Source organism: Rhodobacter aestuarii, from assembly GCF_900156655.1.
Taxonomy (GTDB): domain Bacteria; phylum Pseudomonadota; class Alphaproteobacteria; order Rhodobacterales; family Rhodobacteraceae; genus Rhodobacter; species Rhodobacter aestuarii.
In genome coordinates, this window is record NZ_FTOG01000005.1 from 207,108 (window position 1) to 223,807 (window position 16,700).

Below are 16,700 nucleotides of genomic sequence, written 5' to 3' on the forward strand. Positions count from 1 at the left end.
TTCACTTGGTCACGAGGGGTTGATGAAAAAAGACATTGTAGTCAATGCGCGCTTTCTCACCCGGTCACTCTCCGGCGTCGATCGCGTGGCGATCGCCTTGCTGACAGCCTTGGCGGACCGCGACGACATCGGGCGATTGCGGCTGGTGCATCCCAGAGCGGAAAAACTGCATCTCGACTGGTTGCACGACCTACCGAACCCCGCGCTTCGCGACCGCATCGAACTGGTGCCGTTCGGGCGCCTGAAGGGCCATGCCTGGGAACAGCTGGAACTGCCATTCGCCGTGGGGGCGGACCTGTTGCTCAGCCTGTGTTCGACGGGGCCAATCGTCTGTCGCAATCAGGCGGTGATGATCCATGACGCGCAGGTCTGGGACGCGCCGCAAAGCTATTCACCCGCGTTCCGTCTGGCCTACAAGGTTCTTTTGCCGGTTCTGGCGCGGCGGGCGCGATTTCTGCTGACTGTCTCCGCGCAGTCGCGCCGCCGTCTTGAAGCGGTCGGGGTCGCCCCCGCGGGCAAGGCGCAGGTGGTGCCGAACGGGGCCGACCACATTCTGGGAATCGCGCCCGATCCCGCGGCGCTGGACCGTTTCGGGCTGAGCCGCGGGGGATATTTTCTGGCCATCGGCAGTCTTGCGCCGCACAAGAACCTGAAGATGCTGCTTGAGGCCGCCGCCGCGCGGGGGCCGGGGGCGCCCGAGCTGATCGTCGCGGGCGGTCTGAATGCGAAGATCTTTGCCGATGCCGGGCTTGAGGCCGGACCGGGCACCCGGCTGATCGGCCGGGTTAGCGACGCCGAGTTGCGGGCGCTTTACGAAGGCGCGATGGCGCTGGTCTTCCCCTCGCTGACCGAGGGCTTTGGCCTGCCGCCGGTCGAGGCGATGCTCTGCGGCTGCCCCGTGGTGGCGACTACTGGCGGGGCGGTTCCCGAGGTCTGTGGCGACGCGGTCCTGTCGGTCGACCCGCAGGACAGGGGGGGCTGGACCGCGGCGATGGAGCGGATCGCGGTGGACCCCGATCTGCGGGAGGATATGGCAACGAAGGGCCGTGCGCGCGCCGCTCGGTTCACTTGGGCGGCGTCAGCGGCGACTCTGGCTACGCTTTTGAGGGCATGATGCGGTGTGGTCCAGGCGGGTCCCGCGCGCATATCCGAAGGAATAACAAATGAGCAAAATCCAAAATATCGCGATTGTCACGGCTTCACTTGGCAGACCTGACAACTTGGCTGTACTACTGGATCGGCTGGCGCTTCAGACGCTCCTTCCGCGGCAGGTCATTTTCTCCATGGAGAGTGAGGCTGATGCCCCCCCTGAAGTCAAAATGCCCTTTCTTGTCCAGCGAATCTTCGGGCCTCGCGGTGCCTGTGTCCAGCGCAACCGGGCGCTGGATATTGTCGCGCCGGAAATCGAGCTGGTAGTCTTCTATGACGATGATTTCGTTCCCTCGCGTTATTCACTGGAACGGATGGCGCAGTTCTTCGATGAAAACCCAGATGTCGGAGGTGCCGAGGGACTGGTTCTTGCGGACGGGAACCTCGGACCTGGTATTACACCGCAAGAGGCAGTCCGGCTCGTCGATGCCGCGGATGCAGCCGAGGATGGGGTGGGCGCGGCCCGGCCGTTCGAGATTCTCGCACGTCTGCCCGGTCTTTACGGCTGCAACATGGTCTATCGTGCCGAATTGATCCGGGACGTGCGCTTCGACGAGGCATTACCCCTCTACGCGTGGATGGAGGACCAGGATTTTGGAGGTCGCATTGCCGCTCCGCAGGTACAGACCAGTGCCTTCCAGGGCGTGCACTGCGCGGAAAAGCGAGGCCGGGAACGGAATGGCCGAAAATACGGGTATAGCCAGATGTGCAACCCGATTTACATGCTGCGCAAGGGCACGATCTCACGAAAGAAAGCCCATGTGCAGATGCTACGTAATTTCCTTGCCAATCATGCCAAGGTCTTCCGCCCCGAGCCCTGGGTCGATCGCCGCGGCCGCGTCGCCGGCAACTGGCTGGCTCTGTGGGACATCCTGCGCGGCCGTGTGACGCCAGGTCGCATCCGTGAGCTTTGAGACGGCTAGCAATCGGCATGACCGGCAGAGATGGCCAGCGCAGCGATGATCCTCAAAAGTCCAGATCGAGGGAAAATGGCTCGGTGAATTTCATGGCGCCTCCGGTTCTAGCTTCGCCGGATCGTGAGGCGCGAGACGAACAGCGTCACCGCGACCCAATAGAAGGCGATGCCGTAGAAGGCGATGCTGCCATTGACTGAGCCGCGAAGCATGATCGGGGCGAAACCGGCGACAAGCGAATACATCACCATGCTCATGTTGAGGGTGCCGTTCATTTCAGCGCGCCGTGCGGATTCGCCGACACGCATGATGAAAAAGCCGACAAAAACCACCCCAATCACCGTCAACAGATAGCCCCCGCTTGACCATAGATCGAGATAATAGGGGTAGCTCAGGTTGAGGAAAGAATAGTTCAGGCTGTCCATGATGTAAAACGGCGTGCCGGTCGGCTTGTCGTGCCAGATGCTGCGCGGAATGAAGAAAAGGAAGAAACCGACGATATATTCCAGCGGCGTGTGCCCGAAACGGGTGACATACGCGACCCCATTCGCGGTCATCTGGGGGACATCGAAATCGGCGGAGAAAAGGTTGTTTCCGAACTTGTTGAAGGTCTTGATGAACCCCCCCCATCCTTCCGCCAGCCCGGCACCGAAGGATTTCACCGCGGGGAACAGCAAGAAGTTCCCGGCCATCAGGACGGTGATGAATATTCCTTTTGCCTTGCCTGAGATCGACCAGCCGTAAAGAATGGCGCAAAGGCAGGACAGCGCGTATCCTATGAAGACGCTGCGGATATTGCCGATCGGATTGAAAATCAAGAAGGTATAGAAACCTGCCATATAATAGAAGGTCTTGCTGATCTGCTCTCGATGAAGGGGGGCCCGTCGCGCCACGATCAGGACGATCATCGCGCAAAGGGCGATATCCTGTGCGACATAGCTGATCTGGCCGCTGATCCCTTCCAGCGGTATACCGGCCTTTTCAAAGCGCGGGGTCAACAGGCGGGGCCAGGCATTTACGCCGGTCAGCAGTAAGAATGAAAGCACGAAGGTGAATTTCGAAAACAGGATCTGCCGATTTGCGACCGATCGCGAGGGAAGTTCGAAGGGCCGACCCTGTCCTAGGAGATTCCCCGCAAGAAATAACATGATTACCGCAACGGCCAGCATGTTCGCATAGAGCATATTATCCCGGGTGTGGATGTACCACCATGGGAACCTATCCCACGCGCATTGATAGAGTGACACCACACCGATGGGGAAAAGGAAGAAATACGCGTTCACCGCCTCCATCATACCGGCCTTGCGCCACATCAGGACGATCAGGCAATAGGTAGCGGCGACGCTTACCAGAAAAACCGCCGAGAGTGTGTCCACGCCCGTGAAGTTGGCCCGTCTTCCGTAACCGTATGCGATTACGACAAGCAGGGCTGCGACAAGACCGAAGAGGCTCAGGAACCCGAGTGCTGTCAACGTGCGCCGCATGAATTTCCCTGAAAGTTCGAAGAAAGGACATCACTTGCGCGGGACGCTACCATCGCCCGCGCAACGGCACCAGCCGCGGCCAAGAGATCACGGCATTGCCCTCCTCGGCTCTGGGGGGCATCCGCAGAGTGCCGGAGACGGCATTGCTCGCGCATTTGGATTTGTGCCGGACCCCGGGTCACGCTAGCGCCTTTTCCAAAAACGCCGCAGAGTGCCGTCGCAGATCGTCCAGCCGCCGGTGGATATCGTCATAGTCAATCGACTGCGCAATCAGTGCGCTGATGTCAATAGAATTGGCCTGCGAGATCAGCCTGTCCTCTAGCCCCAGCTGACCGAGCAGCGAGGTAAAGCGGTCGGCTCCGCGCCCATGATTGACGACGGAAAGAAAGGGCTTGCGGAAGATGATGGCAAATACAGTGCCATGGAACGAGTCAGTTACGACGAAATCCGCGTCACGGAAGCGACTTACCCATTGCGGGAGGGTAACCGTGTGGCCGTCGTTCAGCGTAAGCTCCGCGGCGGCATAATCGGGTCCGAGCGCGCTCAGCGCGGCCGTTCGGATGTCGGGATTGTCAAGCATGTAGAAAAAGGCCGTGCGCGGACCGTCCGGGCAGGATGCAACGGGAATATCCGAACATAGGCGGTGATGGAATGCCGGCTCGATCAGCAGCGTCGGGTCGAGTACATGCGCGACATCACCACGCCCGAAGACCGCGTCGCAAATCGTCATCCCCGACGTTTCGCGCACCGAAACCGCGTCGAACTTGGCCAGAAGCGGGGCGATTTCCTCCGTGCGGTCGGGATAGTCCCAGCTTCCCACGCCGAACGAGGCCGCATAGGCGATCCGGCGCGTAGGCTTGTCGGCAATGAAGCCAAGGAAGTAATCCGCCACGGCGTCTGGGTGCATGTAGGCCAGCCGCCAGACCTGATCACTCCCTACGACCACAGCGTCGAGTTTCAGAGATGCCGTAGCGCGACGCATCTCGGCGGAACTACGGCAAATGCCACTGCGCCCGTCGATATGCGATTCGATGAAGTTTCGGTGTAATCCCAGCATACGACTCCGCGCTCGGAATCCGCCAATATTCTGTCCCGGGAGCACGGCTAGAACTCGCATGACCAGCCGCTGCCAATGATGCGCCGGTCTTCGACGATCCAAGAGGAATACCTTGTGTCCCCGCTCGCGGAGCGCAGCGCTGAGCGATACGGCTTGGATTATCCCTCCAAAATTAGCGTGAAGTGGCAATGTCAAAAGGCCGATCCGTCTCCCCATGACTAACTCTCTCCTTGGATTCATCTGTCAATATTTCCATCGTGGAATGATCTGGTTTCGCAGATAATGTCTATGCTCAACCTAGCGTGGTCGCGGGCGAAGGCGCGCGAGCTGAGCCCCTCGGCCGACATCTGCGCCTGGGCGCGAAGCGCGCGCTGCCGGGCGGCCTCAGGATCAGTGGCCTGGGCGCGCAGCGCCGCGCGCAGCGCCGCGGCATCACCGGGCGGCACATAGGTCACGCAGCTGTCGTCGAAATAGGCGCGCAGCCCGCCCACATCCGAGATCACCGCTGGAACCCCCATCACCGCTGCCTCCTGCGACACCGTCGATCCCGAGACATGCAGGTTCGGCTTCAGGCTCAGCGCGACCACGTCGGCCTGCGCATAGCAGGCGAAAAGATCCTCGTTACGGGTGATCTTCGCGCGCGCGACATTAGGTTTTCCGGCCAGAAGATGCGCCGGGATCGTTCCCGACACGATGGTCAGGTGCAGATCTGCGCAACCCTCGACGGCGTCGATCAGCGTGGCCCAGTCGCGGTGACGATCGCTGCCCAGCGCCAAGACCCGCAACACGCCGCCCGAACGGATCAGCCGGGGGGGCGTCTTCTGGTCCGCGGCGATGCCGAAACGCACCAGCTCGCAACGGTGTTCGGGAAAGATTTCGCGCGCAAGCTCGGTGTTCAGTGGCGAATGGAAGGTCAACACATCGGCCGGGGCGAGAAGCCAGCGATAGACCCACCGACGCAACGGGCTGAACCCGGGCCAGCGGTCGATCAGCCAGATCTGTTGCAACAGGAGCCGCGGCCGCCGAACCCTCGGCAACAGCCGCCAGACGGCACCGACGGCGAGGCTCTGGCTTTCCGTATGGGTCCAGACGATGTCGGCGCAGGCGATCTGGTCGCGCTGCCGCCAGGCATGAAGGAAATCGAACCCGGTCACGGCGCGGATGCCCAGCCGCAAGAGCCGCGACAACCGCCCTTCGGGTAGATCCTCGCCATAAGTTACGTCGATCCCCTGATCTGCGGCATGGAAGTAGCCATAGGCCAAAGGCTCGTTCATGCCGATCAGGGCTCCGCTCTCGAAACGCGCGCGCCAGGCCGTGGCCCCGAAGCCGCGCGCTAGAAGCACGAAGGCCCGGGGGCGGCGCGCCGGCATGTCTGCGGGGGTATCGCTCATCCTCTCAGTCCTTTCCTCGGCGTCGGAGCATGCCCAGCACGAAGGCCTCGGCCCCGTCCGGACGGCCCGCCAGGATCCAAAAGCCCAGATGCACGCCGCCGTAAAGGGTCAGGCCGGCGATGATCAGCCCGGCCAGCCGCAGGATCTGCATTGCAAAGACCGGTGGGGCGGCAAACGCCTGGCCAAGCAGCACAACGGCCGCCGCCATCACCGCAGCGCTGACGAGGCTGCGCCAGCAGCCGAAGATCTGCCGCATCACCCCGACCTGGATCATCGATCGCGCGATGAACAGGTTCATGACAATGACGGCGAGGCCGGTCAGCGAACGGGCCACCAGCGCGCCAAGAAAACCGAACCCCCAGGCCGCGATCAGGGTCGCCGGCAGCCGCAGCGCTAAGGCTATAGTCTCACGCAGGGTAAGCAGGCGTGGCTTCCCATTCGCCATTGACAGGGCTTGGACTGGGATAGACATCATCTGCAGTGCGATGACCGGCGAAAGCCACCAGATCGCGAGAACAACCATGTCCCAACCATTACCAAGTAGCAGGGGGACGATTTCCGTCGCCACGGTCGCTAGGCCAATGCCGATGGGTAAGATCAGTAGCATCAGCGCCTGCTGGCTTTGCAGATATGCCCGTCGCATCCTTTCGCTATCCCCCTCCAGTCGCGACATCGCGGCGAAAATCGGCCGCATTGCCGGGGTGGCGAGCGCATAGGTTGCCATTGATGAGATGACGCTCCCCATCGTATACTGACCGAGCAGCGCCTTGCCCAGGATATACCCGACGAAAAAACGGTCACCCTGTTGGTTTAGGGTAAAGACGATGCGCGAAGCCGTTACCCAACCGGCGAATCCCAATATACTCTTGGTCCCGGCAAAGCGAATACGCGGCCAATAGGGGCACAGCCGATAGGACCAGACAGTCGAAATCGCGGAAGTGGCGACCAATCCGATTACCAGCGCCCAGAAAGATGGCCAAATTAGTGCTAGGGTGATCGAAAGGATGTTTCCACCGAGTTTTCCGTAAAGCATGATTCTGGCGGTTGGGCCATAATTGACCTGCCGCAATGTGTGCACCAACGCCGGGCTTTGAAGGCTGTTGAGGAAGGGGACACTCGCAAGGACCATAATTGCATGAGCCACTCGCATGTCGTTATAAATCCATGCCAAAGGCAAGGCTAAAGCGATAATTGCAAGTAGTACTAAACTACCGCGCAGGATGTTAAGCGTGAAGGCGGCATCAACATCCGCTTCGTCGATCTCTTTGCGCTGAACCAGCACGTCTATCGCCGACAATTCGGTCACGGCTGCTGCGATTAGCATCGCCGAAGAGGCCAGCGCGACGACCCCAAAATCCTCGGGAACCAGTATCCGCGCCAGCACGACCACGGACACCACGTCCAGCACCTTTCCTACAAGCTGGAACAGGCCGAGATGTGCTGCCCCTCTTGCTACCTTGTGCTTCAGCATTCCCCGCCCCCCGCCGAAACCTGCACCGCGAGGCTGCCGATCCCACCTTCGGTTTCGGCCGGATTACTGGCGACGTCCTTATGGATCAGTCGAGCCAATGTAGACGGGCCTCCGCTGGGACGCGCGGAGAAAGCGCAATGCTGAACTGCTCGGTTGGAACGCCGAACCCTATCATAGTGATGATCGTTTCGTATTCTGGAATGCCTAAGGCGAGGCGCAGAGACCTGTCTCGCCCGGCGTCGACACTCCAGTTGAGCATGCACCCACCCAATTGCTTTGCATGAGCCGCCAGAAGTAGCGACATTGCGAAAATACCACCGTCGACGTAGTCCTGATGCAATTCCCCGGGAGAGGTAAACGCACGCTGATCGGCGGTAACGATGGCAAGGGCTCCGATCTTTTCGCCAAAGCCACGGTTGCCATTCTGGAACGACAACGCATGATCAATCTGGGCGCGGCCGGTCGCGAAATACACTCCCCCGGCTTGTCTGTTGCATACGGAGGGCGCCCGGCTCGCCACGGCGTAGATATCTTCAAGCACTGCCTGTGGGATGGCTTCGCCAGTGAAATTGCGAAGCGTCCTCCGGCTACGCAGAAATTCAATGGCTGTATCCTGCGGCACAGGAAACAGATCCCCGCGTTGAAGCTTGATGGCGCCTCCCTCACCTTCGGGCGTGCCGTTGGGCGCCTTCGCCAGAAAGGCCTCGAGCGCATGAACATCGACGCCAAGGCCGTGGTTGAAGGCGACATATTGCTTAAGGGCTGCGCGCGCATTTGCCGAGGTCGTGTCAGGGCCGAAGGAGGTCTCGTAATGAGTAATGTGTCCCATCAGATTGTTGATTGCCTCTGCTCCGAAGCCGGGTCGCGGTTGTGGCAGGGCCAACCCCTTCTCCACGGCATGAAATTGTTTGTAGATGACAGCGGACAACAGGTCCCGGTCCAAAGCCGACCTGACCGTCGAAGAGTTGCGCAAGAAGCGATAAGTCGCGTAAAAGCTATTTCGCAGGGTGCGAAGAGAATTATGGCCCGCGCGCAAAAACGCTTTGGGAGCTGGAGGCAAACGGGTCGCGAGTTTTTTTAAAATGCTCAAGACAAATCCTCTAATTTGATGGGGCTGGACACACTACTTCCGCGAAAGTGACAAGGGTGCAGGACCCGCAGCATACACAGCGGCCGCTGTCCACGACAGTACCGATCGAAGGTTGTTGCGATATGACAGACAAGGTATAGGCTCATTCTAGCTCATGCGCCGCGATGATTTTGTTTTGGATGGAGTTGGGTGATAGTCGACACCAAAGCTGACACTAATAAATGTCCCGCCTCCATGATTGCAGTGACATGACGATTGCTATCCGATTTTTCATTACAAAACCCGCCTCCACGTGCCAGGTCCTCAACCGGGCAAGCGCTCCTGGATATAAGAGGTAAGTTCCCCACGGAAACGGTCTGAGCCAAACGCTTTCGCATGGGCCACGATCGTCTCCGACCGCAGCTCAGTTTCCACTGCTTCGAACTGTGAAACCGCGATAAGCAGGTCTACCGTTGTCTGTGTATGGAAATGCACCCCGGTCGGCGCTGCATGATCTAGGCCGCGCACGGTTTCGGCCGTTCCTCCCTGTCCCAACGCGATCACGGGCGTGCCACAGGCCTGGGCCTCAACGGGGACGATCCCAAAATCTTCTTTTGCAGCAAACACAAAGGCCCGCGCGCGTTGCATGTGATCGCGCATAACCTCAAAGGGCGCATGTCCGAGAAATTCTACATTGCCTTTTGCCATCGCCTTGATACGCCCCATCTCCGGTCCATCGCCACAGACGATGAGTTTGAGGTCGGGGCGCTGCGAAAATGCCTCGACGATCAGATGAATGTTTTTGTAGGGCACCATGCGGGACGCGGTGAAAAAGAAATCCCCTCGGGGGGCCTCTGATTTTGTAAAAGCATCGGTATCAACGGGCGGATAAATCACATCGGCATTACGTCGATAAGTTTTCCAGATTCGTTTCTTGATAAAATACGAATTGGCGATCATGTAATCGACTTGCGCGACGGTCCGCATGTCCCAAATGCGAAAGCGATGCATCATCTCGCGAGCAAGCGCCCGTTTTAGAGATGCCGCGAATCCGTTAAGTGACAACATGTACTCATGGGTAAGATCCCATGCATAGCGCGCTGGGGAGTGAATATAGGCGAAGTGCTTTTGCTCCGGCCCTGTGATCACGCCCTTCGAGAGTGCAGCTGAAGATGAGATCACAGCCTCATGGCGTGTAACATCAAGCGCCTCGATTGCGCGTGTGGCTTGTAGCAACAGATAGCGATAATACCGTTCAACTCCGGGGAGACGGTTCAGGTCGCTGACGTGAACGGGTCTGTCACCAAAGAAACTCCTTCTTTCCTCATCTGACAAGAAGTCGAAGACGGTATAGATCTCCGACTTGGGAAAGCAGTGCATAATCTCTTTGACAACTTTCTCTCCGCCCGCGATGGTCGGGAACCAGTCGTGGACAATTGCTACATCCAGATCAGCTTGGACATCTGACATTTGAAATACCTTGGTGGATCCGCACTCAACGTGTCACGGGTGAATTGAAAGACCGGAAACGGCTTTTCTCACCCCTTCGCTCCTTGTCCTCGCGCGTAGACGTCGTCGTAGCGAATGATGTCATCCTCGCCCAAATAGGACCCGGTTTGCACCTCAATCAGCACCATCGGCACCTTGCCGGGGTTTTCCATCCGGTGGACCGCCCCGAGCGGGATGTAGACGGATTGGTTTTCGGTAACCAGTTGCACCTTGTCGTCAATCGTGACTTTCGCCGTGCCCTGAACAACGATCCAGTGCTCCGAGCGGTGGTGGTGGCTTTGCAGGCTGAGCGCCGCGCCGGGATGCACGACGATGCGCTTTACCTGAAACCGGTCGGCAAGTGCTAGTGTCTCAAACCAGCCCCAGGGACGATGGTCTTTGGGAAATTGTACCGCCTGCGGCGCTTTACGCACTTTTAGCGCATCAACCGCCTTTTTTACATCCTGCGCGCGTGACATGTCTGCCACCAGAACAGCATCGTTCATCGCCACGGCGATCACGTTTTTTAGCCCGATTCCAACGAGTTCCACGCCGTCGCTTTCAGAGCGAAGCAAGCTTTCCTCGCAGTCGATCGCGGTGGCGCCGCTCGATGTCGCAACCCCAGCTTCATCTTGCGCTTGCGCTGCCCACACGGCGTCCCAGCCACCCAAGTCCGACCATTCTTCGCTGAAGGGCACGGCGGCAAGGTTCGTGGCTCGTTCCATGACTGCATAATCAAGCGAAATATCGGGCGCCTTAGCCCAAGCCGTCGGGTCAAGGCGCAGGAAGCCAAGATCAGTGTGTGCGTTCTCGACCGCGGCGCGAACAGGGGCCAATACCTCTGGGGCATAGGCTTCGAATGCGGCGACCATATCGGCGGCGCGGAACAGGAATATCCCAGCGTTCCAAAGGAAGTTACCAGCGGCAAGCATCGCCTCGGCCCGGGCCAAATCGGGCTTTTCAACGAAGCGGGTAAGCGCGATAGGTGCACCGCTAGTGTCCGGCTGTGCGGAAAGCTCAAGGTATCCATAGCCCGTTTCCGGGCGCGACGGCGTGATCCCGAAGGTAACGATTTGCCCCGCCGCGACAGCCGCAAGTCCGCGCTCCACGGCAGCACGGAAGGCTGCTGCATCGGGGATCGCATGATCTGAGGGCGCGACAAGCAAAACCGCATCGGGGTCGGTTGCCATCAGGTGAAGCGCAGCTGCCAAAACAGCCGGCGCGGTGTTGCGCCCTTCAGGCTCGATCAGTATCGCGCCCGGATCAATGCCGATTTCAGACAATTGCTCCGTGACAATGAAACGAAAATCGCTGTTCGTTAGCACCACGGGGGACGCAAATTCATCCCCGCGCAACCGCAGCGCAGATGCTTGAAACAGCGTCTGATCGCCCAGTAGGGGGGCAAATTGCTTAGGGTAGCTCTTGCGCGAAAGCGGCCAAAGCCGCGTTCCAGAACCCCCGCAAAGGATTGTCGGATAGATCATCAAAAAGCTCCCTCGTACGGGTTCGTATCGAAACATAAATGCTGCGCTGCGGCAATTTCAAAAGCCGCGCAACTTTATCCTGATCGTGTTCATCGCCTGTTCGAGCAAAATTGCCGCAGCGTCAAGGGTTTCTGCCTCGGTGTAGATGCGAAATTCCGGTGCATTGCCGGAAGGGCGAAGATGAAGAACGTTGCCATCAGCAAGCGTCATCCGCAGCCCGTCCATGCGATCGAGCGTCTGTTCTTGGCCAAACGGTGCAAGAAATTCCGCCCGGACGCTGGCATCTTTGGACAGGTGCGCGAGGAAAGCCGCGCTGGCTTCGGTTGGGGTTTCTGTCAACCGGTCGGAGGCTGTGGCGCGGGCGGGCAGGGTGGCGACTAGCTCCGCTAGGCCCTGACCTTTGGCGCGGGCGAGAGACAGCGGTGCGACAATCGGCAAAACCGCGTCGCGGGTCATTAGTGCAGGCAGGGCGCCTGCTGGGCCCTCTGCCGCGAAGCCAAGGAGAAAGCCGCCATTCGCCTCGAACCCGACAACTTTTGCACCGGGTTCTTGTGTCAAGGCTTCCTCCATCGCAGCAATGACAAAGGGTGAGCCGATCTTCGTGCGCGTCACCGCGGTGAAGTCGTGGACCATATCCACCATCGAATTGGACGAAACCGGCGTGCAGATCACCTTTGCGCCTAGAGCCATCGAGGTGAGTACGCCCAGCACGTCCCCCGCGATCACCTGGCCTGTCGCATCGGTCAGCATCGGACGATCTGCGTCACCATCTGTCGAGAGCACCGCATCCAGCCGATACGTAGCGCACCATTCCGCCAGCTGTTCTCGTGTGGTCGGATCGACCGCCTCAGTATCGACAGGAATGAAAACGTCCGAGCGGGCAAGCCGCACGACCTCTGCCCCCAAGGAAAGGAGGATGTGGTGCAATAGGTCGCGCGCCACGGAGGAATGCTCGTAAAGACCAAGGCGCAAACCAGCTAACGCGGCACCGCCGAAGGCTTGGCGATAGCGCGAAATATAATCAGCACCCGCCTCCGCGTAATAGCGCAAGGTGCCTCGGGTTGCGGTTTCGGGCGCATGACCGAGATTCGCTAAGATTGCAGCCTCATCGGCTTTGGAAATCTCACCCGAGGGGAGGTAGAACTTGAGCCCGTTTCGGTCCGCAGGAATGTGGCTTCCCGTCACCATGACCGCCGCCGCGCCCGCCGACATGGCGATCTGCGCAAGCGCCGGGGTCGGCAGCGCGCCACAATAGGTAACATTTAGACCCGCATCCCGTGCAGCCGCGATCACGACCGCGGCAATGCGCTGCGAGGAAGGGCGCAGATCTTCTCCGACGAAAAGCCCAGTTCCGGTCGGGCAGGCCGAAACAAAGGCCGAGACATGGTCGCTGATCAATTCAGGGGTCAGTTCGGCCACCAGACCGCGCAAACCGCTTGTACCAAATTTGGGGGCCATGAAACGCTCCTTGGTCCTCTTCGCATCTTCTCTAGGCCAGCGAAAGGCGAGGTGTCGATACCGTGATTAGCCGCAGTTGTGAAAAGTTTTACGACACTCTTCGAAAGAGCCATCACTCATGAAGCTGATCGACTAAAGCCCAAGTTTTGGGCTCAAGCGGGATCTTTTTAATTGCGGACGCTCGGGACCTTACGCAAGGACAACTTGCCAGTCAGGGGGCTTGCCCATTGGGTTGACTGAACGATCTCGCCGCGATGCGGTACAACCCAATAGTAGTTGAAAAACTCAGCATACCCGCCGCGGCAGTGCTCGGTCACCATGCGCGTTGAGACCGGCGTGTCGCCGACGAACACGCTATCCGTCCCTCCGGGATAGACGTCGCATTTGAAGGCGCGCGTCTCGGTGTTGTCATTTCCATTGATGAAGGTCATCAGTCGCGTGGCAACGCCAGAGCCAACAGACTGGATCAAGGCGGTGCTCTCAGAGACCTCGGCCGCCATCAGATCGTTCCCGAAGCCCCGGGTTCCGACCAAAACACCGCTCTTGAGCATCAGTTGCGATCCGTCAGCGGCAATCATCGTGTCAACGCCGCTAACATCGGAACGAGCCTGCCGCAGCAAAACAGCGATCGCGCTCGTGTTTTGCTCTGTAACCGCCGCCACGCCGGGCGCGTCGGCCTCGTAGGCGGCCAAGAAAAGAGGGTTCGCTGTGGCAGGCGCCCTTTTCTGAAACGGGATCGCGCCTTTGATAATTTGCTGGGTTTGCGGATCAGACGAACAGGCCGCCAGGCTGGCGGCAATCGCCACTGCGGGGAGAAGCGCTTTGAGCATAAGGAACGGTCTCATCTCCAGAACTTGCCCCAACCGTGTTCAAGGTCGCTCGCATTGCTGCTGCGAACCTCTTCGTAAAGCCGATGTGCGATGCCCACCCGGGCTCCGCCATCACGCAAAATCGGGCGAATTGTTTGAGAGAAGCCCGTTCGGGTCGGTTCGCCCGTGATCCAGTCGAGCGGGATTGTGAAGCTGATCCCCTTGTCGAAAGAGCCTTCGCCGAAGTCGTCGAAGGGAACATCGGTCAGCGTCATGAAAGCGCCAATTCTGAAGCCGTTATCGAATTCCCGGGAAATGGTCAGGGTGCCGCCCCAATCACCCGCAAGATAGCGGCCCACATCAAGCTGGCCCCGGTAGCTGTTGCCGAAATCGTAATAGGCCGAGGCATGGCCCGTGGCGATACGATAATCTGTGAAGCCCATGCGCGATCCCGGTTCGCGCTGTGCCACGTAGTTCATTTCTGCTCCCAGTGCGAGGCGGCTGCCTTGCGGGTACCACAAGATTTCACTCGAGACCCCGCCATACATTTGCTCAAAAATGCCAGCCGATACACGCCCATAAAGGTTGTTCCCCGGACGGAACAGGTAATCGGCGGTCAGCAGCGTGATCTCGGGGCCCTGAAGCTTATCGTAAAGCGGGGCATCCGAGCGCACATGCGGCAGAATAGAATTCGAAATCCGGGTGGATTGATCGAGGGTGCCAATGACTTTTTGCCGAACCACGGCATTGAGCGAGAAGCCGGGCGCGATTTTGTAAGAAGCGCTCGCCGCCAGCCCGACATCCATACGCACCGGATCGTCGGGGTCAAAAAGCGACGATCGGAAGTAAGGCAAAATATCCCAACCAAGCCGCGGATAGACCCCGGGCGCGGGGGGGAGCCTGTCAGGCGCATCCGAAATATCGGCACGCACGAAGCTCTGCCAACTGCCGTCCCAGGCGTGCTCCAGCTCGTGCAGATCGGCGCGGCGGATCACCGTGCGCGAGGTCGGCATACCGCCCTTGGCAAGGGTGATCTCAAAAGTATCGATCTCCGTCGGCAGCGTATTTGCCATCTCGCGGGCCGCGCGCCCCAAAGCTTCAGCCTCGGCCCGATAACTCGGGTTCTGCATCACGATCTGCGCCGTGCTGCCGCTTTGCGCATAGCTTTGCAAATCGAGTTTCTGGCGGCGCAATGCGGCGTCAAGCCGTGTATTACTTGCGCCCAAATCCTCTAGTGACCAGCCTAGGGCTGCAATCTCCGCTTGCGGCATCAAGACAGGTGCGGGACGCTCGGTCCCCCCAGGCGCCCGCGGCGCGCGCGGGTCGAGCATATAGGTGAAGCCGAGTTCCGCCTGCGCGCCCCCAATCACCGCCGCGTTCATCGTCAGATGGTCATTGTAGCGATAATTGACCCCGACATTGATCGGGGTGCGATGCTTGAAGCCCATGCGCCTAGCTTCTGTCGGATAGGCGTCAGAGGAATATTCCAAAACCAGTCGTGTGCGGTCGTTGGCTTGGTACTCTACTCCACCAAAAAAAGCAGCATCACCCCGGAAGAAACTATTAAGCGCGACACGACCTGTCTCGTTTATATTACTGATCGGGCCAGGTCTGGTACGAAACTTCGGACTGATTGCGCCCAGAGGGTTCGAAAAGCCGCCGAAAGAAGCCAGTCGCCCCCAGCCCAATCCCAACGAGAGAGACAAGCGGTTTTCTCTAAAGTGTTTTGATGCAACAAAATACTCTCCCTGAAATACACCTGTGCCGCCAAAGTCGCGCAAGCCAAAAGCAAGTGCCGGAATATGCTGCTGCTCTTCGCTAAGAAGATAATGGAGGTCAAAGCTGCGGTCGTAGAGGTCTCGGCCCGCGCCGAAATAGTTGCGCAATATAGAATAGCGAAACACCCCAGACAGTCGCGGCGTAATCTGAAAGTGCAGACTGTTGCGCGTATGACCGTCCATCAATGAGGTGGTCCAATTGAGTGTCCCGTCGGCAGAGGTGGTCGCGCTCGGCATGTCTAGCAGCCCAGGAGAACCATAGGTCGAAAGTCCATCTGCTTGCGCAATTACGCCTGGCGCAAAAAAACAGAATGCCGCAACAGACTGCAGCGCACTTTTTAAATACTTCCGTTGCATTCGGGATATCGCTGCTTTTTTTCAATGATGAGGACAAGATACGCATAGCGCGATTGTTAAGCCACTTGGTCTCATGCTCAAGGAGCGCGCGCAAGGCTCGTGCGCAAGGTTTCGAAGATTTTCGGAGAGGGATGCCAGAGTGCAACACGAGATGGAGTGGGGGGTGTTCCCCTTTCCTCTGATCGCCCCCAAATCGGGCCCGAAGTCATTGAGGGTGACGGCGGTCGGTCTGGTTCTGTTCGCGCTTACCAAGCGCCGTGAGCGGTGCTATTTGGAGGTCGCGGCACCTTCATGGCAAGCAGAACCCCGTTCGGGCGCGGATTCCCCGTTTCCCACGTTCACCCTGCGTTCGCGTTTTGTCCTTGGGACAAAATTCGCCCAAGTACTTGGCGGTAGTGGGACTTCCAAAAAATTCAAAAACCTATGCTAAGAGGAACCTACGTTGGGTCGGAGAGTATTGGCATGATCACGTCTGCCAGCGCACCAGCGGCGTCTCCCTTTCTCGTCTCCAACAGCCGCATCTGACACTGCCGCTTATCCGGAGCCGATCAGTGCAGTTCAGTGCGCGAAGACAAGATTCCAAAATGCTGTCACCTCAGCCACTGCTTGTGGCGGACAGTTTGCGATAACTGAAATGATACGCGACATGCGTTTTCATTAATATTCATTAATCCCGCCGCTAAATCTTTTAAAATTTATGAAATGATTTAAGAGGGTGCGCTAAAGGTTGCGCCGCTTGCGCCTAAAGGGTATACGCCCCACACCTTTTAACAAATTCTACAGCACGTTCT

General features: G+C 58.8%; 12 protein-coding genes. 2 read left to right on the plus strand and 10 right to left on the minus strand.

The window, feature by feature from the left end; genetic code table 11:
- Positions 1 to 22 precede the first annotated feature (22 nt).
- Together BW967_RS08955 and BW967_RS08960 are read left to right on the plus strand one after the other, a co-directional pair.
- Positions 23 to 1,114, plus strand: a complete 1,092-nt coding sequence (locus tag BW967_RS08955) for a glycosyltransferase family 4 protein (RefSeq protein ID WP_083952068.1) — start codon at positions 23 to 25, stop codon at positions 1,112 to 1,114.
- 49 nt (positions 1,115 to 1,163) lie between these two features.
- The gene (locus BW967_RS08960) at positions 1,164 to 2,063 is read left to right on the plus strand and encodes a glycosyltransferase family A protein (protein ID WP_076484714.1); all 900 of its coding nucleotides are present in this window, start codon (positions 1,164 to 1,166) and stop codon (positions 2,061 to 2,063) included.
- A 107-nt stretch (positions 2,064 to 2,170) separates the two neighbouring features.
- Here BW967_RS08960 and BW967_RS08965 read toward each other — a convergent pair whose 3' ends face one another.
- From BW967_RS08965 to BW967_RS09010, 10 genes are all read right to left on the minus strand, one after another.
- On the minus strand, positions 2,171 to 3,547 hold the full coding sequence (locus BW967_RS08965; RefSeq protein WP_139327815.1) for a hypothetical protein: 1,377 nt from the start codon (positions 3,545 to 3,547) through the stop codon (positions 2,171 to 2,173).
- Positions 3,548 to 3,725: 178 nt separating this feature from the next.
- Positions 3,726 to 4,844: a polysaccharide pyruvyl transferase family protein gene (locus BW967_RS08970; RefSeq protein ID WP_083952070.1), complete on the minus strand. Its 1,119-nt coding sequence runs from the start codon at positions 4,842 to 4,844 to the stop codon at positions 3,726 to 3,728.
- Complete coding sequence (locus tag BW967_RS08975; RefSeq protein WP_083952072.1) at positions 4,841 to 5,995, minus strand: glycosyltransferase; 1,155 nt, start codon at positions 5,993 to 5,995, stop codon at positions 4,841 to 4,843. Before BW967_RS08975 ends, BW967_RS08970 begins: the two co-directional genes overlap by 4 nt.
- 4 nt (positions 5,996 to 5,999) lie before the next feature.
- Positions 6,000 to 7,466, minus strand: a complete 1,467-nt coding sequence (locus BW967_RS08980) for a lipopolysaccharide biosynthesis protein (protein ID WP_076484717.1) — start codon at positions 7,464 to 7,466, stop codon at positions 6,000 to 6,002.
- Positions 7,467 to 7,551: 85 nt separating this feature from the next.
- Positions 7,552 to 8,556, minus strand: a complete 1,005-nt coding sequence (locus BW967_RS08985; RefSeq protein WP_108188625.1) for a nitroreductase family protein — start codon at positions 8,554 to 8,556, stop codon at positions 7,552 to 7,554.
- Between the two features lie 303 nt (positions 8,557 to 8,859).
- Positions 8,860 to 10,005 (minus strand): glycosyltransferase, encoded by a 1,146-nt coding sequence (locus BW967_RS08990; RefSeq protein ID WP_076484719.1) that lies wholly within the window; start codon positions 10,003 to 10,005, stop codon positions 8,860 to 8,862.
- Positions 10,006 to 10,073: 68 nt separating this feature from the next.
- On the minus strand, positions 10,074 to 11,507 hold the full coding sequence (locus BW967_RS08995) for a mannose-1-phosphate guanylyltransferase/mannose-6-phosphate isomerase (RefSeq protein ID WP_076484720.1): 1,434 nt from the start codon (positions 11,505 to 11,507) through the stop codon (positions 10,074 to 10,076).
- 57 nt (positions 11,508 to 11,564) lie between these two features.
- Positions 11,565 to 12,965, minus strand: a complete 1,401-nt coding sequence (locus BW967_RS09000; protein WP_076484721.1) for a phosphomannomutase — start codon at positions 12,963 to 12,965, stop codon at positions 11,565 to 11,567.
- 167 nt (positions 12,966 to 13,132) lie between these two features.
- A complete protein-coding gene (locus BW967_RS09005; protein WP_076484722.1) occupies positions 13,133 to 13,795 on the minus strand; it encodes a YjbF family lipoprotein in 663 nt (220 codons plus the stop codon).
- A gap of 11 nt (positions 13,796 to 13,806) precedes the next feature.
- Complete coding sequence (locus BW967_RS09010) at positions 13,807 to 15,909, minus strand: YjbH domain-containing protein (RefSeq protein WP_076484723.1); 2,103 nt, start codon at positions 15,907 to 15,909, stop codon at positions 13,807 to 13,809.
- Between the last annotated feature and the right edge of the window lie 791 nt (positions 15,910 to 16,700).